Source organism: Pseudoalteromonas sp. AS71 (genome assembly GCF_038900275.1).
Lineage (GTDB): Bacteria > Pseudomonadota > Gammaproteobacteria > Enterobacterales > Alteromonadaceae > Pseudoalteromonas.
This window is the reverse complement of the sequence record NZ_JBBMQZ010000002.1, coordinates 58,668-83,094: the sequence shown is the minus strand read 5'-3', so window position 1 is coordinate 83,094 and position 24,427 is coordinate 58,668. Positions and strand designations below refer to the sequence as shown.

Annotated in this window: 19 protein-coding genes; 7 read left to right on the top strand and 12 right to left on the bottom strand. The window is 39.5% G+C overall.

The features are described from left to right. Positions 1-21: 21 nt before the first annotated feature. From rluF to WNY98_RS02285, 10 genes are all read right to left on the bottom strand, one after another. Positions 22-1,059: a 23S rRNA pseudouridine(2604) synthase RluF gene (gene rluF, locus WNY98_RS02330; protein WP_342877020.1), complete on the bottom strand. Its 1,038-nt coding sequence runs from the start codon at positions 1,057-1,059 to the stop codon at positions 22-24. An 86-nt stretch (positions 1,060-1,145) separates the two neighbouring features. Beyond that, positions 1,146-2,216 (bottom strand): DUF418 domain-containing protein, encoded by a 1,071-nt coding sequence (locus tag WNY98_RS02325; protein WP_342877085.1) that lies wholly within the window; start codon positions 2,214-2,216, stop codon positions 1,146-1,148. Positions 2,217-2,246: 30 nt separating this feature from the next. Continuing rightward, positions 2,247-3,461 carry an HDOD domain-containing protein gene (locus tag WNY98_RS02320; RefSeq protein ID WP_342877019.1) on the bottom strand — a complete coding sequence of 405 codons (1,215 nt, stop codon included), beginning with the start codon at positions 3,459-3,461 and terminating at the stop codon, positions 2,247-2,249. 89 nt (positions 3,462-3,550) lie between these two features. Then, complete coding sequence (locus tag WNY98_RS02315) at positions 3,551-5,086, bottom strand: glycogen/starch synthase (RefSeq protein WP_342877018.1); 1,536 nt, start codon at positions 5,084-5,086, stop codon at positions 3,551-3,553. A gap of 83 nt (positions 5,087-5,169) precedes the next feature. Further along, entirely contained in the window at positions 5,170-6,471 is a 1,302-nt protein-coding gene (glgC, locus tag WNY98_RS02310; protein WP_024598134.1) for a glucose-1-phosphate adenylyltransferase, read from the bottom strand. Positions 6,472-6,485: 14 nt separating this feature from the next. Beyond that, a complete protein-coding gene (locus tag WNY98_RS02305) occupies positions 6,486-9,023 on the bottom strand; it encodes a glycogen/starch/alpha-glucan phosphorylase (protein ID WP_342877017.1) in 2,538 nt (845 codons plus the stop codon). Continuing rightward, on the bottom strand, positions 9,016-11,079 hold the full coding sequence (gene glgX / locus WNY98_RS02300; protein ID WP_342877016.1) for a glycogen debranching protein GlgX: 2,064 nt from the start codon (positions 11,077-11,079) through the stop codon (positions 9,016-9,018). Before glgX ends, WNY98_RS02305 begins: the two co-directional genes overlap by 8 nt. Further along, positions 11,072-13,312, bottom strand: a complete 2,241-nt coding sequence (gene glgB / locus WNY98_RS02295) for a 1,4-alpha-glucan branching protein GlgB (RefSeq protein ID WP_342877015.1) — start codon at positions 13,310-13,312, stop codon at positions 11,072-11,074. Before glgB ends, glgX begins: the two co-directional genes overlap by 8 nt. Next, positions 13,313-15,307 carry a 4-alpha-glucanotransferase gene (gene malQ, locus WNY98_RS02290; protein ID WP_342877014.1) on the bottom strand — a complete coding sequence of 665 codons (1,995 nt, stop codon included), beginning with the start codon at positions 15,305-15,307 and terminating at the stop codon, positions 13,313-13,315. 9 nt (positions 15,308-15,316) lie between these two features. After that, complete coding sequence (locus tag WNY98_RS02285; protein ID WP_007580752.1) at positions 15,317-15,619, bottom strand: isoamylase early set domain-containing protein; 303 nt, start codon at positions 15,617-15,619, stop codon at positions 15,317-15,319. 382 nt (positions 15,620-16,001) lie between these two features. Here WNY98_RS02285 and WNY98_RS02280 point away from each other — a divergent pair, with 382 nt between their 5' ends. After that, a complete protein-coding gene (locus WNY98_RS02280) occupies positions 16,002-16,946 on the top strand; it encodes a hypothetical protein (protein ID WP_342877013.1) in 945 nt (314 codons plus the stop codon). Between the two features lie 29 nt (positions 16,947-16,975). Here the strand turns inward: WNY98_RS02280 and WNY98_RS02275 are convergent, their stop codons facing one another. Continuing rightward, positions 16,976-17,404 (bottom strand): Lrp/AsnC family transcriptional regulator, encoded by a 429-nt coding sequence (locus WNY98_RS02275; RefSeq protein ID WP_024598140.1) that lies wholly within the window; start codon positions 17,402-17,404, stop codon positions 16,976-16,978. Positions 17,405-17,599: 195 nt separating this feature from the next. Between WNY98_RS02275 and WNY98_RS02270 the strand changes: the two genes are divergently transcribed. The 4 genes from WNY98_RS02270 to WNY98_RS02255 are packed head-to-tail and all read left to right on the top strand — an operon-like array spanning position 17,600 to position 22,203. Continuing rightward, a complete protein-coding gene (locus WNY98_RS02270) occupies positions 17,600-18,805 on the top strand; it encodes an aspartate aminotransferase family protein (RefSeq protein ID WP_342877012.1) in 1,206 nt (401 codons plus the stop codon). A gap of 50 nt (positions 18,806-18,855) precedes the next feature. Continuing rightward, positions 18,856-19,890 carry an arginine N-succinyltransferase gene (astA, locus tag WNY98_RS02265; protein WP_342877011.1) on the top strand — a complete coding sequence of 345 codons (1,035 nt, stop codon included), beginning with the start codon at positions 18,856-18,858 and terminating at the stop codon, positions 19,888-19,890. A gap of 7 nt (positions 19,891-19,897) precedes the next feature. Next, positions 19,898-21,364 (top strand): succinylglutamate-semialdehyde dehydrogenase, encoded by a 1,467-nt coding sequence (astD, locus tag WNY98_RS02260; protein ID WP_342877010.1) that lies wholly within the window; start codon positions 19,898-19,900, stop codon positions 21,362-21,364. Between the two features lie 35 nt (positions 21,365-21,399). After that, a complete protein-coding gene (locus WNY98_RS02255; protein WP_342877009.1) occupies positions 21,400-22,203 on the top strand; it encodes a DUF1338 domain-containing protein in 804 nt (267 codons plus the stop codon). Between the two features lie 70 nt (positions 22,204-22,273). On the opposite strand, the gene WNY98_RS02250 is transcribed toward WNY98_RS02255, so the two are convergent. Then, positions 22,274-23,554, bottom strand: a complete 1,281-nt coding sequence (locus WNY98_RS02250) for a flavohemoglobin expression-modulating QEGLA motif protein (protein ID WP_008169642.1) — start codon at positions 23,552-23,554, stop codon at positions 22,274-22,276. Between the two features lie 146 nt (positions 23,555-23,700). Between WNY98_RS02250 and WNY98_RS02245 the strand changes: the two genes are divergently transcribed. Together WNY98_RS02245 and WNY98_RS02240 are read left to right on the top strand one after the other, a co-directional pair. Then, entirely contained in the window at positions 23,701-23,958 is a 258-nt protein-coding gene (locus WNY98_RS02245; RefSeq protein WP_008169639.1) for a DUF3081 domain-containing protein, read from the top strand. Further along, complete coding sequence (locus tag WNY98_RS02240) at positions 23,958-24,263, top strand: hypothetical protein (RefSeq protein WP_024604519.1); 306 nt, start codon at positions 23,958-23,960, stop codon at positions 24,261-24,263. The genes WNY98_RS02245 and WNY98_RS02240 overlap by 1 nt, the downstream gene beginning before the upstream one ends. Positions 24,264-24,427 lie beyond the last annotated feature (164 nt).

The window sequence follows — 24,427 nt, the reverse complement described above, 5'->3', positions numbered from 1 at the left end:
ATACCATCATTTAGCTGCGCACTATTTTTTTAGACTAAGTATACGGCCTGAGCTTGGTTTTGAGTCTGATTTAGCATTAGACGATTTGTTTTCTTTAATGCTTTTTGGCTTACCCACATACGTGGTAGAACGCTTTTGATAAGGAGTATTAGTTCGCTCATTTTTGCGCTCTCCGTTAGCATTGCTACGCTCAGAGTTACGATTTGTATTTCGCTCATTACTTCGCTCACTATTTCGATCACCATTATTAAAGCGTCGTGGGTTTTCGCCCTGAAAATCACGTTTTTTAGGTGCTAAAGGTGCATTATTTTCTGATTGCTTATTAGTATCAAGCGAGTGCTCTTGGGTTTTACCAGAATCAGAAATCGAATCGTTTATTTGCGCCATTTCAATATCTGATAGATGACGCCACTGCCCTACTTTTAAACCTTTAAGTGTTACGTTCATTATGCGCGTACGTTTTAAGGTTACAACTTCGTAGCCTAAGTATTCACACATGCGGCGTATTTGACGGTTTAAGCCTTGGGTAAGTACTATTTTAAATTCTTTGGGACCGCTTTGCGTCACTTTACATTCTTTAGTGACGGTATCTAAAATAGGCACGCCATTCGCCATTTTTGTAACAAACTGACGATTAAGCGGTTTATCTACCGTAACAACGTATTCTTTTTCGTGATTATTGCCAGCACGCAAAATTTTATTAACGATGTCGCCTTCGTTAGTTAAAAATATAAGCCCTTCAGACGGTCTATCTAAGCGCCCTATTGGGAATATGCGCGTTGGATAGTTAACTGCTCGTATAATATTACTTTGAATTTTACTTTCGGTAGTACACGTGATGCCAACGGGTTTATTGTAGGCAATGTAAACGCGCTTTGGCGTGGCTTTAAGAGGCTTACCATCAATTAATACAACATCGGTAGCGGCTACTTTTACGCCCATTTCTGGTGAGTAGCCATTAACGCTGACACGACCTTGCTCAATATATTTATCGGCTTCGCGGCGTGAACAAAATCCTGTTTCACTAATAAATTTATTTAAACGTTTTAATTCGGTCATGGCACTTATAGCGTAGTAATTTTTAAGGCGAGTAGTGTAAACCACCCGCACTATTTTTTCGCCCCTAATTTACTATTTATAGGTGTTTAAGCATTAATTTTTGCTTTCGTTAATTTACGCCATACACATTCAAGCGGGCCTTGATTAAAATAGCGACTGTATAAAAAGGTAAATATGAGCTGCAGCGCAACTAATGCCGATGCAACTAACCAATAGTCAATACGATCAAAACTGAGCACCCAATGCGTAAATAGCACTTTATATAACAATAATTGCATGAGAGTTTGGCTAATATATAAAGTAAATGCTAAGCGCCCTGCTTGTTGAATAAGCTTGCCAACGTGTGCGCTGTTATTGCAAAATTTAACAATTAAATGAATATACAGCGTAGCCATACCTAGGGCCGCAAACATATTTACAAACTCTTGCACCCCATACCCTAAGCTGCCATCAAGCTGTGATGCATAAAGCCTGATTCCACAAAAAACAAGGGTCATTACACCGCAAACTATTAATTGCTGAAACGTTAAGCCTTTACTAAAAACGTCTTGTTTATATAAATAAATGCCAATGAGCATAAGACCCACGCACATCCACATTGTCATTATTGGCACCATAACAAGCATCAATGTGTTCATAGCTAGGTTACTAATAAAGTAATCAATATAGTGTGGGTTATATAAATCTATAAACTGTGCTGAATCGCGGTAAATCACTTCATCGGGTACGCTAGATACTATAAGAAAAGTAGCTACCCCCGATAACAAAATAAACTCAAGTCCTCTTTTTAAAAGTACGCTGTTATCACTCTCTAAATATTTAATAACAAACCAGCCAGATACACCGTAAACAAATAAAATATCACCTGCCCAAAGTAAAAAACCATGTGCTAACCCAAAGAGGATCAACCAATAAAGTCTGCTTTTTAACTGCAATTCACACTTATAACGTTGCCACTGAATGTAAAGCCCGGCACCAAAAAGCAAACTAAACAGCGTTCTAAAACGCCCGTCTACAAACACGCTGCTAAAGGTATGAATAATTGAGTCGCTAACAGGAGGATTAGTTAAGGAGGTATATCCGTATTCAAAAAGGCCGAAGGCGTAAGCATTCATGTAAACTAGGCCAAGCACGGCAACGCCGCGAATAAAGTCCATATTATAATTGCGCATTAAAGCTATTATCCGTTAAATATTGTTCTTATAACTGTCAGCCCAATCGACCGACTGCTGGTAAAGTGGAGGTAGTATAGCACTATCTATATTTAGCAAAAGTACAGCTTGCTCAAGTGCCCACCAGCTTCCTGTTTCGTATGCTTTAACAACATTTAAAATATAATACAGTGTGTTTTTGTCCCCTAATAATGCCGTTTTTATTTCATCAGGAAAAGGTAGCTTTTCAACAAGCAAGCTCATGGGTTGATCAAGGATTGCATCGAGCAACGAAAATAACCCAGTTAAAAATGCTTCGCCTGACTGGCTCTCATTAACCTTTTTTGCCAAAAGCTCACAAAAGCGAGCACGTACAACACACACTTGCATTAGCTCTGCAGGTTTTTTACCTGCGGTATGAGCAGTAACAATAAGGCTGACAAACTTTTTAAGGCGTTCATGCCCTAAATACACAAGCGCTTGCTTAAGTGATGATATTTCGCTTTGTATAGGAAAAACACCACTGTTAATTAAACGCAGCAATTTATATGCAAGTGCAGCATCAAGCTCAAATAGTCCAGATATAGTTTTTATATCTGGACTTGTTTTCATTATTTCGGCGTAAATAGCGACAACTAAACCATAGTTATAGTCAATGTCATTTTGTTTTATCATGGTGGGTTTTGCAAAAAAATAGCCTTGAAAATAATCAAACCCCATATCAAAGGCTAGCTTATAGTCGTCTTGTGTTTCTATTTTTTCGGCAAGTATTTTTATTTGTTTATGCGTTTGTAACTTATTAATTATGGGTTGTATTTCACTAAGAGGTGTAATTGCAATATCAAATTTAATGAGCTTCACAAGCTTTAAAAAACGATCCCACTGTGGTTTATACACAAAGTCATCGAGTGCGAGCTTATAGTTACTATGAAATAAGCCTCGGCATAGTTCATAGTTGTCGTCGGTAGGCTCAATGCTTTCGAGCAACTCAATAACAACATCTTGGCATGGTAAAAAAGCACATAAATCGAGTTTTAATGATTCAGGCCCTATATTAATAAGTGCCTTTTTGCCTGATGTAATATGACGTGTACCTAAATTTAATTGATTTTCCATAATAAGCCTTGCTGTTGCTTGGCCTTCGGCAATATCTGGAAAATAATTTTTAGGACTATCACGAAAAAGTAGCTCATAGGCTACTACTTTTTTTCTTCGATTGAATATTGCTTGCCTTGCAACAAATACAGACACATTACCTACTTCTTAGTTTTTATATAATACTAAGTAATTAAACCCTAAGCAGGCACAATTGTCACTAAACTTTGCAATACAGTAACGATTTACCGGTATAAGGTTGTTATATAATCAGCTGCCACTTGCGGCCACGAAAAACGCATTTGCTCTGCGCTGTGCTTAATTTTATGCCACTTTTTAGGATTCTGCTTTTTAATTAAGAGAGTTTCGACTAAACAGCTAATTAAATTACTCGTTTGTGTTGCTAACGTGTCGCCATTAAAGCTAAAACCATTTTCATGATGTTTTACCGTGTCTTTTAATCCGCCAACACTGTGTACTAAACAGGGTTGCCCGGCACGCATTGCTAGCATTTGGCTAATGCCACAAGGTTCAAACGAGCTTGGCATTAAAAATAAGTCACCTAGTTGATACATTAAATCGCCAACACCTTGACCATAACCCTTCAAAAATAAAAGATTAGAATTACGCGCCATTGCTTTGGTAAATATGCTTTCGAGTTCTTTGTCACCCGAACCTAAAACAATGAGTCTGCCGTTATATTCATTAATAACTTGGCACACTTTATCAATAGCTAAAGCTCCATTAACTTGCTGGCACAATAACAACACTTTTTGCTCTGTAAGTCGGCCAACGCTTGTGACTAATGGGCCATTATTAATCGTTGCTTTAAATTGCTGTAGTCGTTGGTGGGCAATATAGTAGCCGCTTTGTAACTGCTCGCTATTTGCCATCCAAGTAAATAAAGTGTTCTCGGCTTGGCTATAAAAATCGGCGAGAGTTGCTCCTTCAAGTGCATTGCTTGGATATTCGCAGCCATTTAAAATACCGACAAGCTTTCCTTGGCTTGCTGCATTTTGCAGATCTTGCTCAAGCCCTTCGCCACCAAAAAAACCATGCTCGTAATTACTAGGTTCAAGAACCTCTTGGCTGTAGGTTGGTGATACAACATGTATTTTATCGCACAGATTTATTGCACTGCGCATAGGGTTAAAGCAATGCGGATAACGCGGGTCACATAGTTGCTGGCCATTATAACTAAGTGACGGAAACCATGCCTCTAAGCTTGAATCATCATGTTTAAAGGGTCTTATACCTTGCAGTGCAATATTATGCACTGTGTAGGCAATGGGTAAGGTATTAAGTGAGCTATAACGTGGCTCAAACTTAAGTAAAACTGCAACGCAGGCGCTGTGCCAATCATGTAAATGTAGCGCTGTAGGGCGCTTTAATACACCTTGTAATAATGCTTCGCAGACGGCCGCATTAAATAAAGCAAATTTTGTCGCATCAGTTGCAAAAGGCCTCCCCGGTGCATCGTTACAATATACACTGCCTGATTCACTAAATAGCGGGTGGCTAATAACAATTTGGCTTACATTATTTTGGGCTTGTTGTACTTTAAAAACTGTTAATACATGCGGTTGAGCATTAAATGCAACGGTTACTTCACCTATATAAATACGCTCAAGCGGCTCAAACCCGTAGTCAGGAATAACAACGTCAACCGTTATACCTTGCTTTGCGAGCGCCCTTGGGGCATCGCGTACTACATCTGCCACACCGCCTACTTTTGCGCCTGGTAACGCGTCATTTTCTGCTGCAACCATTAATACATGCATTAATTTACTACTTCCTTTAAACCTGTGTGGGCTTGCTCATGAATGAGCAAGCTTTGTTGTCGTGCTTAATATTTAACTTATTGTTACGCTAGCTTTTTATTCTCACGCGCTTGGCGCTCTAATTTTTTTGCAAGCTCAGTGAGCATATCACGAGTAACAAGAACGATGCCTTTCTTAGATACCCTAAAGCCGTTTTCTTCATCTGTTTTAGGGTCAAAGCCTATTTCAAGGCCTGCAGGTATTTCACAGCTTCGGTCTATTATCGCACGCTTAATTTTACAGCCTCGGTTTATAACTGCACCGGGTAAAATTACCGACTGCTCAATGGTACAAAATGAGCGAACATGCACATTAGAAAACAAGAGGGATTTTCTAACTGCGGAGCCCGAAATAATACACCCACCCGACACGGTTGAGTCCAAGGCCATACCGCGTCTATCATCGTCATCAAAAATAAACTTAGCAGGTGGTAGCTGCTCTTGATATGTCCATATTGGCCATGTTGGATCGTATAAGTCGAGTTGTGGTTCTGGCATTACCAGTTCCATATTAGCCTCCCAGAACGAATCTAGTGTACCTACATCACGCCAATAAGGTTGCCCTTCTTGATTTGGATCTCTAAATGGGAACGCAAATACATTATGCTCTTCTATAATCGCGGGGATAATATCGTGACCAAAATCTCGGCCAGAACCTTCATTTTCAGAATCTTTTTTAAGTTGCTCAAACAAAAATTCAGTATTAAAAATGTAATTTCCCATTGATGCTAAACATGTACCTGGCTTGCCAGGTACAGAACTCGGCATTGCTGGTTTTTCATCAAAACGACACACTCTATTTTCTTCATCAACGGTCATTACACCAAATGTGTCTGCAGCTTCTTCAACAGGCACTTCAATACAACATACCGTCATATCAGCCCCTTTTTGCACATGTTCAGCCAATAAAGCGCCATAGTCCATGCGGTACACATGATCTCCAGACAAAATCATCACATATTTAGGGAGTTCGTGGCGAATAATATCTATGTTTTGAAAAACAGCATCGGCGGTGCCACAGTACCAATCATCACCTTGGCGCTGAGATGCAGGTAGTATTTCAACCGACTCACCCAGCTCTTTTTTAAAGTGGCCCCACGCGCGGTTTACATGGCGAATTAATGAATGCGATTTATATTGTGTGGCAATACCAACGCGTCTCACGCCCGAGTTAATGCAGTTTGATAGTGGAAAATCGATAATTCGATGTTTACCACCAAAGTAAACTGCTGGCTTTGCTCGCCAATCGGTTAGCTCATGCAGGCGAGAACCGCGTCCGCCTGCCAGTATTAACGCGTAAGTTTCTCTGGTTAGGCTACTTATGTAGCGATTTGCATAATTGGGCATAATACTCTCTCCATTTAGTCTAGGCTGTTAGTGGCATGGCTTTTAGTTGTCGTTAAGTCTGTTTCACTAATATTGAGGGGTTCTAAATGCCAAATGTCTTCACTGTATTGGCTTATGGTTCTATCACTTGAAAACATTCCACTGGCTGCCGTATTTAAAATACTCATTTGTGTCCAGTAGGTTTGATCTGCGTAAGCTTTATCAACTTCTTTTTGAGCTGCTACATAACTTTCAAAATCGTGCGCAACAAGCCATGGATCGTGCGGGCTCTTAATTGCATTTGTTATATCGTCAAATAAGCATGGTTCAAACAAGTTAAAATGGCCGCTTTCGAGTAAGTGCATTACATTATTTAAATCGCTATTTTGTGCGATTAAGTGCTCAGGATTGTAACGCGATTTAATATCATCAATTTGATGCGCTTGTGCCCCAAACAAAAAGAAGTTGTCTGCACCAACGGCATCTCTAATTTCAATGTTTGCACCATCGAGCGTCCCTATTGTCAATGCACCATTCATCATAAACTTCATGTTACCAGTACCAGACGCTTCTTTGCCTGCAGTAGATACTTGCTCTGACAAATCGGTTGCAGGGCAAATAACTTCCATAGCGGTTACGTTGTAGTTAGGTAAAAATGCAACACGTAAATACGGGGCTGCTAACGGGTCTTTATTTATAACCTCTGCCACGTTATTAATAAGCTTAATAATTTTTTTAGCCATGTAATAACCCGGTGCCGCTTTACCACCTAATAAAACACAGCGAGGAACAAGCCCTTGGGTATCACCACGGCGAATACGGTCATATAAATGAATCACATGAAGTATGTTTAATAGCTGACGTTTGTATTCATGAATACGCTTTACTTGTACGTCAAACATCATCGATACGTCAAAATCAACATCGCAGCGCGCTTTAACTAAATCAACTAAACGCTGTTTGTTTTCGCGTTTAGCATTTTGCCATTGCCCATGAAATGATTTGTCATCGTAAAAACGACGTAGGTCGCTAATTGTTGAAAAGTTCTTAACCCAGTCATGACCAATTTTTTCGCTGATTAATTTACTTAAAACAGGATTACAATGTGCAACCCAACGTCTTGGTGTAACACCATTTGTTTTGTTATTAAACTTATCAGGCCACAGCGCGTAAAACTCTTTAAATAGGCCCGCTTTTAACAGTTCGGTATGCAGTGCTGCCACGCCATTTACAGAGTAACTACCTACAATGGCTAAGTAAGCCATACGAATTTGCGGCTCATCGCCCTCTTCAATCAACGACAATGCACGCTGTTTATTAACATCACCCGGCCATTGCTGTGCAACTTGTGCTAAAAAGCGTGCGTTTATCTCGTAAACTATTTCTAAAATGCGTGGTAATAATTTTGAAAACAACGAAACAGACCACTTTTCAAGCGCTTCAGGAAGTAGCGTATGATTTGTGTAGGCCATCGTTTTGGTGGTGATTTGCCACGCATCGTTCCAATCAAGTTCGTAATCATCAATTAAAATACGCATCAGCTCTGCAACAGCAATACTTGGGTGCGTGTCGTTTAACTGAAAAACATGAAAGTCAGCAAAGTCGCTAAAGCTCTCGCCATGTTGGGAAACCCACTGATCAACTACGTCTTGAATACTCGCAGATGATAAAAAGTATTGTTGGCGCAATCTAAGCTCTTTACCATTTTCGCTGCTGTCGTTTGGATACAGCACCATGGTAATTTGTTCAGCTAGGTTTTTTTGTGCGACGGCTTCTGAGTAACTGCCTGCATTAAATTCGGTCAAATTAAATTCGTCTGTCGCTTCTGATTTCCATAAGCGTAGCGTATTTACAATATTGTTTTTATAACCTGGGACAGGGACATCGTAAGGTACAGCTAATACATCTTGTGAACTCATCCATTGGCGATGCTCTCGGCCAAATTTATCTGTGTAACTTTGCACATAACCGCCAAATTTTACACGTTTTGCATGCTCTGGCGCGCTTAGCTCCCATGGGTGCCCTTCGCGCAGCCAGTTATCTGGTTGCTCAATTTGGTTGCCATCTTTAATGGATTGGTTAAACATGCCGTATTCGTAACGAAGACCATAACCAATTACCGGTAACGCAAGACTTGCACAGCTATCTAAAAAACAAGCAGCTAGGCGGCCCAAACCACCGTTACCTAAGCCTGCGTCGTGCTCGGCATCTTCAAGCGTTTCTACTGTTGTGCAGTATTCTTGTAATGCAGCAGCAACTTGGTCGTCTAAATCTAGGTTTAGTATTGCATTACCCAGCGCACGTCCCATTAAAAATTCAAGAGAAAGGTAAGCCGTTTTGCGGCGTTTCTCTTGCTTAATTTGTTGATTCGTTTCTCTGCAGCGGGCAACAAGTCTGTCGCGAATAGTCAGCGCTAAAGCATGGTATAAATACAGTCTTGATTCGCCGACCTTATCGCGACCTAGGGTATAATAAAAATGCCGTGTTAAGTCATCTTTAAGCGTACTTTCATCTATAACAGGACCTTCTTGCCAGCCCTTTACTACACACACTTGTTCACTTTGTTTAGCCATGACTTACATCCTCTAAATTAGCACTAAAAACCCAACTACTTTGTGCTGAAATTTCAATCATCGCATCTTCATTACTACTCACAGATGCATTATTTACACTTGATAAAACCATTTGCCACGGCGCATTAATAGGCGAAGGCGGCATTTGGCAAAAAACTGTTTTTTTACTGGCATTAAATACCATCAGTAATGCATGATTGTTTTGCTTATCAAGTAAGCTATACATTAAAAACTGTCTGGTATCTTCATGCCAATGAGCGTCGGTCATGGTTTTACCTTGTTCGGTAAACCACTTAACGGTAAAACGCTCGTCTATATCATCTAAAAATACACTGTGTTTGAACGCACTGTGCGCGCGTCTAATTTTTAAAGCATCATCAATAAATCGTGTTAGCGAATGATTAAGTTGAGAATCTTTCCAGGCAAGCCAGCTAGTGCGATTATTTTGGCAATAAGCATTGTTATTACCCCCTTGAGAGTGCGCCATTTCGCTGCCAGCAGCAATCATGGGAACACCTTTTGAGAGTATTAAAGTAAGTAAAAAGTTCTTTTGTTGTTGCAAACGCAGTGCGTTTATTTTTGAGTCACTAGTAAAGCCTTCTACTCCACAGTTGAACGAATGATTTGCGCTGTGTCCATCTCTGCTTTGCTCACCATTAGCTTCGTTATGCTTTTCCTCATAACTCACTAAATCGGCAAGCGTGAAACCATCATGACTCGTTATAAAGTTAATGCTATTAAGTGGTCCACGTTGGCTGTGCTCAAAAATATCAAACGATCCATGCAAACGTTTTGCAACGTTGGCAATAATGCCCGTTTCACTTTGCCAAAAACGTCTAATTACATCGCGGTATTGATCGTTCCATTCTCGCCATGGCGGCGGAAATGCACCCAACTGATAGCCACCAGGACCTATATCCCAAGGCTCACTTATTAACTTAACCTTATTAAGCACAGGGTCTTGAGCTAACACTTGTAAAAAAGTATGTGCAGAGCTAAAGCCTGCTTTTGAGCGCCCTAAAATCGTCGCTAAATCAAACCTAAAACCATCAACCCCCATTACCTCAACCCAATAACGAAGGCTATCAAGAACAAGTTGTAGTGTTTTAGGGTGATCAATATTTATAGTATTTCCACAGCCGGTATCGTTTATATATACATTAGGCTGACCCTCTACTGTGCGGTAATACGCTAAGTTATCAAAGCCTCTTAGCGATAATATTGGGCCGTCGGCCCCTGCCTCTGCTGTATGGTTATAAACAACGTCTAAAATAACTTCTATGTCGGCAGCATGAAGCTCGCGCACCATTTGCTTAAACTCGTTTATATCGTCGTTTACCAAATAGTCTTTATGGGGGGTAAAAAAGTTAAGCGTGTTATAACCCCAATAGTTTTGCAGCCCTTTTCCTGTTAAAAATTGCTCACTAATAAAAGAATGAACAGGTAAAAGCTCAACTGCTGTAACTCCAAAGCTTTGTAAGTGCTCAATAAAGCTTGGGTGGCTTAACCCTAAAAACTTCCCTTGTAGAGATTTAGGTATTTTAGGATGACGACACGTTGTTCCCTTAACATGGCACTCGTAAATAACCGTGTTTGACCAAAGGTGGTTTGGCTTTTTATGCGCGTACAACGTAGGAGCAGCTACTTTTGATTTAGGTATATCAATCGCATTATTTACGGTGCTTTTAGTACCAATTGGCATTTGCCCATAATGGCGTTCGCTCCATGTGAACTCACCAAACAAGTCCTTTGCATATGGATCTATAAGTAGCTTATTTTCGTTAAAAAGTTGGCCATTTTTAGGGTTATATTCACCCTCGACTCTAAAACCATAAAGTGCGCCGGCGTTTAATGGCGAAATATGAATACTCCAAATGCCACCTTCGTTAATATTCATCGCCATTTTTAGAATTTCTGAATGGCCACTTTTATCAAACAAACACACATAAGCTTGGCTTGCACCTGGCGCATAAAGCGCGAAGTTAACTCCATTATTGATAACACTAGAACCTAGCGGTTCTACATTACCGGGGGCTACATCAAATCGGTTACTCATCATCAACCTTTTGTAAGTAAATAGTTGTTAAGCCACCAATGGCAATTGAAATACTGTGTTTAAAGCCATGATTTGATTCATTTGTAGCGTGAACTATCTGCGATGAATCTTTAGTTACCTCAACGCCAGAGCCAAAAAACTGAGTATTGTCTGTATTTAAGATAACCTTGTAACGCCCTTTACTCGGTACGCCAATAATATAGTTTTCATATGACGCGGGGGTAAAATTAGCAATAACAACCACAAAGTCTTTTGCGTTTTTAGCATAGCGGACAAAACTTAAAATACTCTGCTGATTATTATTGTTATCTATCCAGGTAAAGCCAGCCGCACTCGAATCTAACTCATACAACGCGGGTTGGTTTTTATAAACGGTATTTAGCGCTTTTACGGTTTGCTTTATACCGTTATGACTTTGGTGCTCAAGTAAATGCCAATCGATAGAATGATCGTGCCCCCACTCTTTTCTCTGAGCAATTTCACCGCCCATAAACAAGAGTTTTTTACCCGGGTGTGCCCACATAAATGCGTAGTAAGCGCGTAAATTTGCAAATTTCTGCCAATCATCGCCTGGCATTTTTTCAATTAACGAGCCTTTACCGTGTACTACTTCATCGTGGCTTAATGGCAATATATAGTTTTCGCTAAAAGCGTATACCATCGAAAAAGTCATTTCGTGATGATGATGCTGACGATAAAGAGGGTCGTGCTGCATGTAATGCAAACTATCGTTCATCCAACCCATATTCCACTTATAGCCAAAGCCTAAACCGTTGTGCTCAACACTTTGGGTGACACCCGGCCACGCTGTTGATTCCTCTGCCACCATCATAATGCCTGGGTTGTTTTTATAACTGCGCATATTGACTTGCTTTAGACACTCAATTGCACCTAAGTTTTCGCGCCCGCCATAACAATTAGCAACCCACTCGCCTTCTTTTCGGCTGTAATCTAAATACAACATAGAGGCTACGGCATCTACACGCAGACCATCTAATCCAAATTGATGTAACCAATACATAGCATTTGAAATCAAAAAGCTTTTAACTTCAGGGCGGTCGTAGTTATAAATGTAGGTATTCCAATCAGGATGAAAACCTTGGCGCTTATCGGCATGCTCATATAAATGAGTGCCATCAAATCGGTGCAAACCATGCGGATCACTAGGAAAATGCCCTGGTACCCAATCAAGTAAAATACCCAAATTCGCTTTATGGCACTGCTCTACAAAGTATTTAAAGCTGTTGTAGTCGCCAAAACGGCTAGTAGGAGCAAATAAACCAACAGGCTGATACCCCCACGAACCATCAAACGGGTATTCACTTATTGGCATAAGTTGTAAGTGAGTAAAATTCATTTCAAGGGCGTAGCTAACGAGTTTGTCAGCAAGCTCTGTGTAACTTAAATAACGGTTGTTTTCAGCGCGTTGCCATGAGCCTAAATGCACTTCATAAATACTAATTGGCGCATCAATATGATTGCGTTTTTGCCTGTTTTGAAGTGCCTTTTCGCCAAGCTTTATAGGTTCCGGTTTATACTGCAGAACACTTGCAGTACCCGGTGCTTGTTGCATTTTAAAGGCATAGGGGTCGGCTTTTTCGAGTACTTCTCCACTTTGCGCGGTAATTGCAAATTTGTAGCACATGTCGGCTTTAAGACCCGGTACAAATAACTCCCATACACCACTTGCAGGATGAAAACGCATAAAGTGGCGATTAGCTTGCCAAAAATTAAACTCACCAATAATAGAAACACTTGCTGCGTTGGGTGCCCATACACAAAAGCGCACACCCTCTACGTTTTGTTGAGTACTAAAATGTGCACCAAAATGAGAGTAAGCATGTTCAAGGCTGCCTTCGTTAAATAAATACATTGCCTCTGCATCAAGTGTGCTTTCAAAACTATATTCATCATAAAAGGTAGTGCTGCTATTTATGTACTTAGCAATGCATTGATAAGGCGCGGTGGGTAGAGCATCAACTTTAGCTATAAATAAGTCACTTTGTTGGTAGCGCTGCGCCTCAATGCTTTTATTATTTAATGTAACACTTACGTTTATTGCACAAGGTAAGTAAAGACGGATTTCAACTTCGGCATCTGTTTTATGTGCCCCTAAAAAGCTAAATGGGTCTTTAAATCGTCCTGTATTTAATGCATGTACTTGTGCATCATAGCTATTTTCATGTACTGAGCTGTCCTGTGCTGACGATTTTTTATTAATTGTACTGCTCATTTAACTTTTCCTTATTGAATCAATAGCAGCTAAAAGTGAGCCATTTTTAGTAAATATTTCTTCACCGGTATGCGTTAATACACGTCGCCAATTAGGATATTCTTTATCTGTCCCGGGGATATTAACCGGGTATTTCTGCTCATCTAAATCGTCTATTTGAATTGCAAATAGACGCGATTGAGAACCTGCCAAACACAATGCTAGTGCGTTATATACTTCGGCTGAATTACTATGTAATAAAAGCTCGGTTGTATTGGTATGGCGATTAATAAATCGTAGTATCCTATGCTGCTCTTCTATTCGTTGTTGCTTTAATTGCTCGTATTCACTGCAAGTTATAAGCTTGTATTGTTGCTTAATATTTAAATCAGCATGCTGCCACCAACCTGTAAAAGGCGGTACATCATGATTGGCTATCATTAACAAACACTGTGCTGCTAGCTCATCTGTCGCTAAAAACTCTCCACTGTGTTGTTTTTCAAAATAAAATAAACTGTTAGAAAATATACCGCTTGAAGCTAGAGCCTGCCTTACCTCTGGCGGCACAACGCCTAAATCTTCTCCAATAACAATACTCTGATTAATATGTGATTCAATTTTTAAAATGGCGAGTAAGTGCTCAAACGGGTAGTAAACATAACAGCCACCTTGTTCGCCATTGTTTTCAAAGCACCACCATAAGCGCCTAATAGCCATTACGTGGTCAATTCTAAGTCCACCTACATTTTGCATGTTTGCGCGAATGAGCGAGCGATAATATTGGTAGTGATTATTACTAAGACTTCGAGGATTTAGTGCTGGAAGCCCCCAATTTTGGCCAGCTTCGGCCCATGGATCAGGTGGAGCACCTACACTTGCACCTTGGCTAAACAGTGGCTTTTGATTTTTAAATTCACCCCCATCACCCGCACAGCCAACGGCTAAGTCGTTAATTAAGCCAATTGCCATACCTAGCTCTGCACAACTTTTTTGACACAATGCCAATTGCATATGCGCTTGCCACTGCAAGTAATAATCAAATGTTAAGTTATCTGATTCGAGGGTCTTTAACGTATTTGAATGAGTATCACAAAAATCTGTAAATGCACGGCGACGCTCATCACTTGCCGTTAATTCAAACTGATTATAAAGCGCTTCAAATAACGCATACTTTATACGGCTTACATTTTCATAATCTATAAATTGATCATTACTTTTTATAAGTGTGATTACATCGTCTCGTTGCATGAGGTCATGTAAAACTGCGTTATTTTGTGCGTCTTCGCTTAATACTATAGAAATATAAAGAGGGTTTAATAAAGCCCGACTATTAGGGCTATAAGGGCTGGCTCGCTCTGGCATATCAGCAAATAACAAATGCAGTGGATTAAGTAATATGTAATCCATATTTTGCGAGCTGCATAATTTTGTAAGCGTTAGTAAATCGTCAAAGTCGCCAATACCTAAATGAGCTTTATTTTTTAATGTGTAAAGCTGAATAGATAACCCAGTGCGCTTTTTGTCTTCAACTTGGTAAACTTGCTCAGGCACATACCAAAGTTGCGTAATTGCATGCTGTTCACCTACTTGAACCTGTGCTTCATGGTAACCTATTGGCATCGTTTCTAAAGGCAGTGCAAGCTCAATATAACGAACGCCATGTAAATAATATTCACCTGTAACCGCCAAATTATAAAGGTTCTCAAGAACTATATTCATCCCAAGAGAAGGAACATTAATATTAGCGGCTAAATACTGCTGACGTTCATCTATACGAAGCTTTAAAACACATGTTTTTTGCTCAACTAAGCTCACACTGGGTACTAAATCCAGCCAAAGCGATGCATCTAAATCATAAGTTAGTTGAGTTATTTCAGCTTCGTTATTTGTATCAACACCACAACATTGCAAAGCACGTTTACGCGTGTCTTCACTAAAAAACACTTGTTCACCTGTATACTTAGTGAATTCAAAGCCAATACCATGCAGATAAAACAACTGCGAAAGAGCATCCATTGAATCGCCTTAATTAATGCGTTGAGTATTTACTATGCTGTTTTCTGTGCCAAATGTATTGCCAATATAACCATCAGCCTGGTGGTCGTTATCCCAAATGTCTCCATTTATTAAATAACGAAAGTGAAATTGTTGATCGATAGGTAAGCGTTGCTTAAATTTAAACACACCTTGTTTTTTATTAAGCTTCATTGGCACAGGTTGCCAATCATTAAATTCACCTAGTAAGCAAACTTCTTCAGCCTCAGGATGAGAGAATTCAAAGGTTACTTCAGCTTCATCTTTTGTTTTAAAAAAACGTTTATTCAACATAGCAGGCTCCAACTAAACCAAAAAGGGTACTTAATCTTTGCCACAGGCCATACAACTAAACAAAAAGGCGATGTGGATTCCATTCAAAATCATTAAACACGTTTTAAGTTAACCAAAACTTTATTTACGCATTATTACAGTGCAACAATTCATTTTTCTGCACCTAAAAAGTGCGGTTAGTATATAAACAATCTTTTTTTAAAAGCTCATTAGTTCAGAGCAATATTTGAACCAACTAAGCGTACATCACATATTATTTATTTAACTGAATTTAAAGTTAAATAATCCAAAAGTATTGCCTAAATTTATAAAACCCTTTTGTTCTGTACTTTCATCAGTGATAATACACAGCATCTTAATACTCTGAAATATCATAATTTTCATGTTGAAAAAAAGCATTTTAATAACTATAGCAATCGCCTTTTTAATAATAGCCACACTTGTTGGTTCTTCAATCTATACCCTTTATAGTAAAAAAGAAATCTCAGTTGATCCTAAATTAAAAGAAATCTCAGGTATTGAATTTGATAAACAAAAACGTCTATGGGCGATAAACGACGGAGGCAATGAACCCAAGCTTTACCGCCTTAATCAAGATGGCTCTATCGCCAAAGAAATACTAGTTGAAAACGCTAAAAATATTGACTGGGAAGATATGACCCAAAATAAATTTGGGCACTTTTTTTTAGGGGATTTTGGCAATAACAAAAACGACCGTAGATGGCTCACTATTTATAAAATAGAGAACCCGATAGATATAAAAACAGATACAACCCAAGCCGAAATAATCAAGTTCACCTACCCCGAAATGGATGGCAGTCCAATAAAACCTAATAACCGTAATTTTGATTTAGAGGCATTTGTAGCACTAGGTCGTCACTTATATTTATTTACCAAAAACCGTACCGAGCCTTTCGATGGTATTACTAAAGTGTATAAAGTAGGCGATCATGCGGCTAATTTTAAGGCTGAGTTAATCGACTCTTTTAAAACATGTACCACGCTTGAAAAACTATGCTGGATAACCTCTGCAGCGCTTAGCCCTGATCGTAAAAAATTAGTCTTACTTGATTCAACCAGTCTTTGGTTATTTGAAAACTTTGAAGGTGATAAATTTTTCTCTGGTGATGTTTCAAAAATAGATTTAGGAATTGTTACACAAAAAGAAGCGGTCACCTTTTTTGATGACAACACCATTGTATTTACAGATGAAGAGTTTAAAGGAATTGGCGGTAATGCTTATTTTATAAAATTAGATGAAGCAACCAAAGAAGTGATTAAAAGAGCAAAAACAAAACCTGTCACAATCAATGCAGCAACAAAGTAATTTGCTGCTGGGATCATAAATGCTCTGGTTCATCGCTTAAATTTAGTCTCTAAAATAACCGATGACGTTGTGCGCTCTACTCCATCAAGATTTCCTATATCGTCAAGTAAATGGCTTAATTGCTCTAAATTTTGAGCCTGTACCACAGCAATTAAGTCAAACTCACCACTTATGGCATAGAGCTGCGAAATTGCATCAATTTGCTTAAGCTCAATATTTGTTTTAGTTGTTAATTTTTGCTTAACTTTAATAGACACATGAGCTGATACCATTTTACTGAGGTAGTCATCTCCATAATCTACGCTATACCCTTTAATTACACCCGTTTCTTCTAATTTAAGCATACGGCTTTGTACCGTTGAACGAGATAAATCAAGCATGCGAGCAAGGTCTGAAATACTGGCTCTTGCGTTTGTTTTTAATACAGATAGTAGCTTTTCATCTTGTGGAGTTATCATAATGGTTATTTATTTCGTTATTTTGACTTTTATTTTAATCATTTTTCACAAAATAGCACTGCAATTTTAACAGCTAACCTTCGATAATGACGCCCTACAAGAAATAATAACGTGTTTGCTGAAGAATAAAGGCTATATTCTTCTTTGATTTAGCAACTAATCTTTTATCTAAGCCCTTCAATTTAGGTGTACAAAATGCAAGTAACAAGAGACTTATTTAACGACGTAATGGTACCAAACTATAATCCTTCTGCTGTTATCCCAGTTCGCGGTGAAGGCTCACGCGTTTGGGATCAAAATAATAATGAGTTTATTGATTTTGCTGGTGGTATTGCCGTTAACTGTTTGGGTCATTGCCATCCTGCATTAGTTAAAGCATTAAAAGAGCAAGGCGAAAAAATTTGGCATTTATCAAATGTAATGACTAATGAGCCAGCACTTCGTTTAGCTCAAAAAATGGTTGAAGCCACATTTGCTGATAAAGTTTACTTTGCAAACTCAGGCGCAGAAGCAAACGAAGCGGCGCTTAAGCTAGCCCGTCGTTTTGCACTTGATGTTTACGGCGCTGAAAAAACGCAAATAATTGCATTTAATAAAGGTTTCCACGGCCGTACTTTTTTCACCGTAACCGTTGGCGGACAAGCCGCTTACTCAGATGGCTTTGGTCCAAAACCTGCTGACATAGTACATTGTGACTTTAATGACATTGCTGCATTTGAAGCGCTGATCAGCGATAAAACATGTGCAGTTATGATGGAACCATTGCAAGGTGAAGGCGGTATTATTTTACCAACAGATGGTTTTGCTAAAAAAGTACGTGAACTTTGTACTAAACATAACGCGCTACTTATTTTTGATGAAGTGCAAACAGGTGTTGGCCGCACAGGCGATTTATACGCTTACGAAGGCTTAGAGGTTGTACCTGACATTTTAACAACTGCAAAAGCATTAGGCGGTGGTTTTCCTATTGGCGCTATGATCACTCGCACACACATTGCTGAGCACTTAAAAATTGGTACGCATGGCTCTACTTACGGTGGTAACCCACTTGCATGTGCTGTTGCAGAAGCTGCATTTGATACAGTAAATACACCGGACGTACTAAACGGTGTTAAAGAGCGCGAGCAATTATTCCGTGACGGATTAAACGCAATTAACGAAAAATACAACGTGTTTAGTGAAGTGCGTGGTAAAGGCTTATTAATTGGCGCAGTATTAAATGACAAATTTGAAGGCCGTGCACGCGACTTTTTAGTAGCGAGTGCTAATAATGGTTTAATGAACCTTGTAGCTGGCATGAATGTAATTCGCTTTACACCGTCTTTAGTTATTCCGTTTGAAGATATTAAAGAAGGCTTAGCGCGCTTTGAAAAAGCGGTTAGCGATGTAGTAAACGGTTAATATAGTTTAAATTAGCACGCCTACTGGCGTGCTATTGGAGCAAGCAATAAATGCAAGTATTACGTCCTATTACTGCCAATGATTTTGAAGCGCTTAAACAAATAGCAATTGAGTCAGGCCATGGGTTTACCTCTTTGCCTGTGGACGATGCACAGCTTAAAGAAAAAATTGAACGTGCTGAAAAAAGCTTTGCCAAAAACATTAACCAGCCACTTGATGAAAGCTATTTATTTGTTTTAGAAGACAGTGAAACAGGTGACGTTATTGGTACAACCGCTATAGAAGCTGCGGTAGGTTTATCGGTGCCTTTATATCATTATCATTTAGGTAAAACAGTACACCACTCACCTACTTTAAATGTATATAACACCGTTGATATTTTAAGCATGTGTAACGACTACACAGGCTGCTCTGAAATATGCACATTATTTTTGCGCGAAAATAGTCGTCAAGGCCTAACGGGTCGATTTTTATCGCGTTCACGCTTTTTGTTTATGGCTCAGCATAGCGAGCGTTTCGCCGATACTGTTATCGCAGAAATGCGCGGTGTTAGCGACGAAGACGGCCATTCTCCTTTTTGGCAATGGCTGCAAGAACACTTTTTTAGTATCGAATTTCCAGAAGCGGATCACTTAGTGGGCTTAGGCGATAAGGTATTTATTAGCGAGTTAATGCCTAAATACCCTATTTATGTGAACTTGCTTAGCAAAAAAGCCCAAGCTGTTATTGGCCATGTGCATGAAAAAACAAAACCTGCGCTAAAATTATTAGAAAAAGAAGGTTTTGAGCACAGAGGCTACGTTGACTTATTTGACGCAGGCCCAACGGTTGAAGCAAAGCTTGGTAATATTCGCAGCATTCGCGACTCTCAAGTTTGCCCTATTACTATTGGTGAGCTTGATCACATATCACAAAATAGCTCAGATACGCTGGCTGTATGTAATCAAGGCGTAAGTGGCTTTAGAGCAACATTTACCAAAGACGCACATTACAATCATGCGAAACATTTTCTCGTCATTAGCCAAGATGTGGCTAAGGCACTTAATTTAAGCCAAGGAGACGCAGCGCGATTTTTCCGCCTGTAAATAATTTATGAATACACACCTAATTAATAACCAATGGCATACAGGCCTTGGCCCAGTATTTGAGTCAATCAATCCAAGTAATGGCGATGTCGTATGGCAAGGTAATGGCGCAAACGCTGATCAAGTAGATTCGGCTATAAAAGCAGCCAGAGCTGCGCAATTACAATGGGCAGACAAACCACTTGAAGAGCGTATAGTCATTCTTGAAAGCTTCGCAGCACAATTAAAAGAACACAGCGAAGAATTTGCGACCATAATTGCACGCGAAACAGGAAAGCCATTATGGGAAACCCGCACCGAAGTAGGCGCAATGACAGGTAAAGTAGCTATATCTGTAAAAGCCTACCATGAGCGTACCGGTACAACCGAAAACCCAATGCCCGGTGCTAAAGCGTTTATTAGACACAAACCGCATGGCGTTGTGGCTATTTTTGGCCCGTATAACTTTCCTGGGCATTTACCAAACGGACATATTGTTCCTGCAATTCTAGCTGGCAACACTGTAGTATTTAAGCCATCAGAGCTTACTCCGCACGTGGCAGAATTTACCCTCTCACTTTGGCTAAAAGCGGGCTTACCAGCGGGTGTTATTAACCTTGTGCAAGGTGAAATTGAAACAGGTAAAGCACTTGCCTCTCATAAAGATATAGATGGCTTGTTTTTTACCGGTAGCTCAAACACAGGTCACTTATTACATAAACAGTTTGCTGGACACCCCGGTAAGATTTTAGCGCTTGAAATGGGCGGTAATAATCCACTGATTGTAAAAGATGTGAGTGATGTAAGCGCTGCTGTGCACGATATTATTCAATCAGGCTTTATTACCTCAGGTCAGCGCTGTACGTGTGCACGCCGCTTATTTATTGAAAAATCAGCCAACGGCGATGCTATTTTAGAAAAGCTAATAAGCGCAACTAAAAATATAGTTGTAGACGACAGCTTTGCTACAGAGCAGCCTTTTATGGGTGCGATGATAAGCGAAAAAGCAGCACTGGGTATGGTTGCCGCGCAAAGTGAATTAGTCTCAAAAGGCGCACAAATCCTTGTTGAACTTAAGCAATTAAAACCAAGCACAGGCTTTGTAAGCCCGGGCATTATTGATGTAACAAACATTACCGACATGCCAGATGAAGAACATTTTGGACCGCTAATTAAAGTATATCGCTTTGATGATTTTGACAGCGCAATCATTGAAGCCAACAACACAAGCTTTGGTTTATCTGCAGGTTTACTTAGCGACAGTGAAGATGACTACACTTACTTTTTAAAGCGTATTCGTGCAGGTATTGTTAACTGGAACCGCCCTATTACGGGTGCCTCAAGTGCAGCTCCATTTGGCGGTATTGGCGCCAGTGGTAATCACAGAGCCAGTGCCTATTATGCCGCCGATTATTGCGCATACCCTGTAGCATCTGTTGAGTCAGACAAAGTGAGCTTACCGCAAACCCTAGCGCCGGGCTTAATAATTGAATAAGTAATAAAACCAAATTTTAGATTTAAGGACTTAACATGCATACTGATGTAAATACATTATTTAATAACCTTTGGAAAAATTACTTAAACGTAACTCCATCGGCAGACAAAATTCATGACCTTTTAGGGTCAACGCAAAAAGATGACATCATTAACGATCATATTGCGCTGCGTACATTTAATATTGAAAAAGTGGGTCTTGAAAAACTCGCAGCTCACTTTCTAGCTATTGGTTACAAAGAGTGTGGTGAGTACCACTTTGAAGCTAAAAAACTTTACGCAAAGCACTACGAGCATAGCGACCCTAATCAGCCAAAAGTGTTTATCTCTGAACTGTTAATAGAAAAATGCTCGCCAGAGTTACAAGCCATCGTAACTGACATGGTAAGCCAAATTGATGAAAGCGCAGTAACTGCTGATAACTTTTTGTATTCAGGCACGCATTGGCAAGTAAGCACCGATACTTACAAACAACTGCTAGCTGAAAGCGAATATGCAGCGTGGATGTCGGCGTGGGGTTACCGTGCCAATCACTTTACCGTAAACATTAATACGCTTGCTAAGTTTGATAACATTCATGATGTTAACCAAGCCCTAAAAGACGCGGGCTTTTCGCTTAACACGTCAGGCGGCGAGGTTAAAGGCTCACCAGAGGTGTTACTAGAGCAATCGTCAACACTTGCTGATGAATACTCTGTTACCTTTAGTGACGGTGATATGAGCATTCCTAGCTGTTTTTATGAGTTTGCTATTCGTTACCCTAAAGCAGACGGCGAGCTTTATACAGGTTTTGTTGCAGCCTCAGCTGACAAAATATTTGAAAGCACCAACGCTCGATAGCAAAGCCTAAAGTACTTTATTTTAAAAGCCCGTTATGGGCTTTTTTTATGTCGGTAGTTATGTTGATTAATTATAAAAATAACGGTTTATAATCGTTTTCTAACTTTTCAAACGATAAGTCGCCAATAAAGCGGCCAAAGCTCAACCACGTTGCCAAACCACGTAAGTCTTTAAAGTGTGGTGGCACAAATTGTGGGCTCTCTATCACACCTAAATCATGAAGCTGCGATATTAACCTAAAATCATCTATCGATATTTTACCCACCAGTAATAAAGGAAGCCTATCGATTCGACCTAGCTGTATTGCTACGCGAATTAAGTTATATACCAGTACAAAGCCTTTAATGTAGGCAATGTCTTTTGTAAAAGGCAGACCTGTTGGCGTGCTCCCTCTAAATACACGCTGCGCGAGTGTATAACTGTCATCTTTTGATAAACCTTGCGCGACATAGTCGCGGTAAATGTCTACAAACTCAGCGCCATCTATTACCTTTGTAACCGCTTGAATACGATTTACTAATTTAGATAAACGTCTCGGAGTCGATTTTAAAGTAATAATTTCGGTTAATACCGCTAAGCCTTCTTGGGTAATAGTGGAGCTAGGCGTACCTTTACTTAAACACGTTAAATACGGCTGAGCTAGACCATTTTGAGTGGTACCTACGTGTATCCACCCTTCATGAACTTCCAATATATCAAGTTCACGCTGAGAAAATTTAACATCTTGATTAAGCTTAATATTATTAGCACCGGCGGCTGCATCACTGACAATACCATCGCTAAGCATTACCTCTACGTTTATACCTGCCATACTAGCGTTTACTTGCTCAGACAAAATACGTACAGCATCAACAGCATCAATATTTTTAGGGTCGTCAGGCAGTATGTCGGCTATTAGTAAATTTTGCAGCGGTTTATCTAGCATATTAGCTAGCTCAGAGAGTGAGGGCTCACCGGCATGGAATAAGTCTTTAGGGTGACCAAATAACTCCACCGATAAGTCATGAAATTCTGGCGTACCTCGATATTCAAGCATACTTAATACCGTTTTATACTCAGTGCACATTTTTCCCATATATTGAGCAATCGGATTTAACTGCCCCAGTTGGTTAATAATGTTACGGTGCAAAGTAGAAAACGCTTGGCGTAACTCGCTAGGTACAAAACCAAGGTCGCGCTGTTGATAGTATGCACGATCGATAAGTGGGTTTTTTTGACATTTCTGTCTAAAAAACTCTTCTTTAGTTTGTTTATCCCAATTAATAGCATCAAGTATCCTAATAGGCGTTTGCAATGCAATTAATTGATCCGATAACTCACGAGTTTTTAGTAGTAACGCCTTGTCTATCATGGTGTAAGCTCAACAATAAATGAGTTTTGAGCATAATTTAAAAAAGCTAAATTACAAAGCAATATCACACTTTTTTAGCTATTGTTTTTAAGATGATCGACCCTCATATCTGTATCGTATGAGTTATCAAATAAAAGGTATAAAACATGAAAAACGAACTCGACAATAAACAGATTTTAGCCGTGTATGAACGTATAATTCAAAAAGGTGAAATGACTGATGAAGGTAAGCATTATCAAGGCGTTACTGCTTATTCAGACGTAGATGGTTACACAGTATACCTACAAGGTAGCGGCGTAGAGCTGCGCTTTGGTTTTCATAATACTTACCACCTTGACTATGAACATGAAAAGCATAAAGACGACTTTTTGAAAAAATTATATAACATTGCAAACGAGAGCTAATGCACCCACGAAAACTCAGACACCGCCCTACAAGCAAGCTCAATACTACTTTTATAAACCAAGTAGTAGAAGAGCTTAGATCTGATCCAAGCAAAGTCTCTATTATTCAAGACAATTTAGAACAGTACCGTGCTCAAACTCATTTAAAGCGTGGTTTTTTACTGGCTATAGAGCGCTTTGATTGGGTTTTTGAAGCAAGCAAAGATATTGATTTCATTTGCCAGCAAATTTTAGCTGATGACTATATTGGCAATAGACTAAGACGTTACCCTCTCCTTTTTAAAGGTGTTATTAATAATACCTAACCTTTCAAAACCAAGCGCTTTAAAACGATAAAACCATAAAGTTTACTCTCTATATAAATTTATTAGAGCACTAAGCAATTACAGGTTTAGTGCGCTTTTGCATTAAAATAATACTATTAGTGCTCTAACTATTACTGCACTAACGATTTTTACACATTTTATTC

What these genes read in the sequence shown, in the direction of transcription:
- WNY98_RS02325 (WP_342877085.1), bottom strand. Translation starts at nt 2,216, where the DNA reads ATGGACTTTATTCGCGGCGTTGCCGTGCTTGGCCTAGTTTACATGAAT.
- astD (WP_342877010.1), top strand. Translation starts at nt 19,898, where the DNA reads ATGAATACACACCTAATTAATAACCAATGGCATACAGGCCTTGGCCCA.
- WNY98_RS02255 (WP_342877009.1), top strand. Translation starts at nt 21,400, where the DNA reads ATGCATACTGATGTAAATACATTATTTAATAACCTTTGGAAAAATTAC.
- WNY98_RS02275 (WP_024598140.1), bottom strand. Translation starts at nt 17,404, where the DNA reads ATGATAACTCCACAAGATGAAAAGCTACTATCTGTATTAAAAACAAAC.
- glgC (WP_024598134.1), bottom strand. Translation starts at nt 6,471, where the DNA reads ATGCCCAATTATGCAAATCGCTACATAAGTAGCCTAACCAGAGAAACT.
- glgX (WP_342877016.1), bottom strand. Translation starts at nt 11,079, where the DNA reads ATGAGTAACCGATTTGATGTAGCCCCCGGTAATGTAGAACCGCTAGGT.
- WNY98_RS02285 (WP_007580752.1), bottom strand. Translation starts at nt 15,619, where the DNA reads ATGTTGAATAAACGTTTTTTTAAAACAAAAGATGAAGCTGAAGTAACC.
- WNY98_RS02280 (WP_342877013.1), top strand. Translation starts at nt 16,002, where the DNA reads ATGTTGAAAAAAAGCATTTTAATAACTATAGCAATCGCCTTTTTAATA.
- glgB (WP_342877015.1), bottom strand. Translation starts at nt 13,312, where the DNA reads ATGAGCAGTACAATTAATAAAAAATCGTCAGCACAGGACAGCTCAGTA.
- WNY98_RS02250 (WP_008169642.1), bottom strand. Translation starts at nt 23,554, where the DNA reads ATGATAGACAAGGCGTTACTACTAAAAACTCGTGAGTTATCGGATCAA.
- WNY98_RS02240 (WP_024604519.1), top strand. Translation starts at nt 23,958, where the DNA reads ATGCACCCACGAAAACTCAGACACCGCCCTACAAGCAAGCTCAATACT.
- malQ (WP_342877014.1), bottom strand. Translation starts at nt 15,307, where the DNA reads ATGGATGCTCTTTCGCAGTTGTTTTATCTGCATGGTATTGGCTTTGAA.
- rluF (WP_342877020.1), bottom strand. Translation starts at nt 1,059, where the DNA reads ATGACCGAATTAAAACGTTTAAATAAATTTATTAGTGAAACAGGATTT.
- astA (WP_342877011.1), top strand. Translation starts at nt 18,856, where the DNA reads ATGCAAGTATTACGTCCTATTACTGCCAATGATTTTGAAGCGCTTAAA.
- WNY98_RS02270 (WP_342877012.1), top strand. Translation starts at nt 17,600, where the DNA reads ATGCAAGTAACAAGAGACTTATTTAACGACGTAATGGTACCAAACTAT.
- WNY98_RS02305 (WP_342877017.1), bottom strand. Translation starts at nt 9,023, where the DNA reads ATGGCTAAACAAAGTGAACAAGTGTGTGTAGTAAAGGGCTGGCAAGAA.
- WNY98_RS02315 (WP_342877018.1), bottom strand. Translation starts at nt 5,086, where the DNA reads ATGCATGTATTAATGGTTGCAGCAGAAAATGACGCGTTACCAGGCGCA.
- WNY98_RS02245 (WP_008169639.1), top strand. Translation starts at nt 23,701, where the DNA reads ATGAAAAACGAACTCGACAATAAACAGATTTTAGCCGTGTATGAACGT.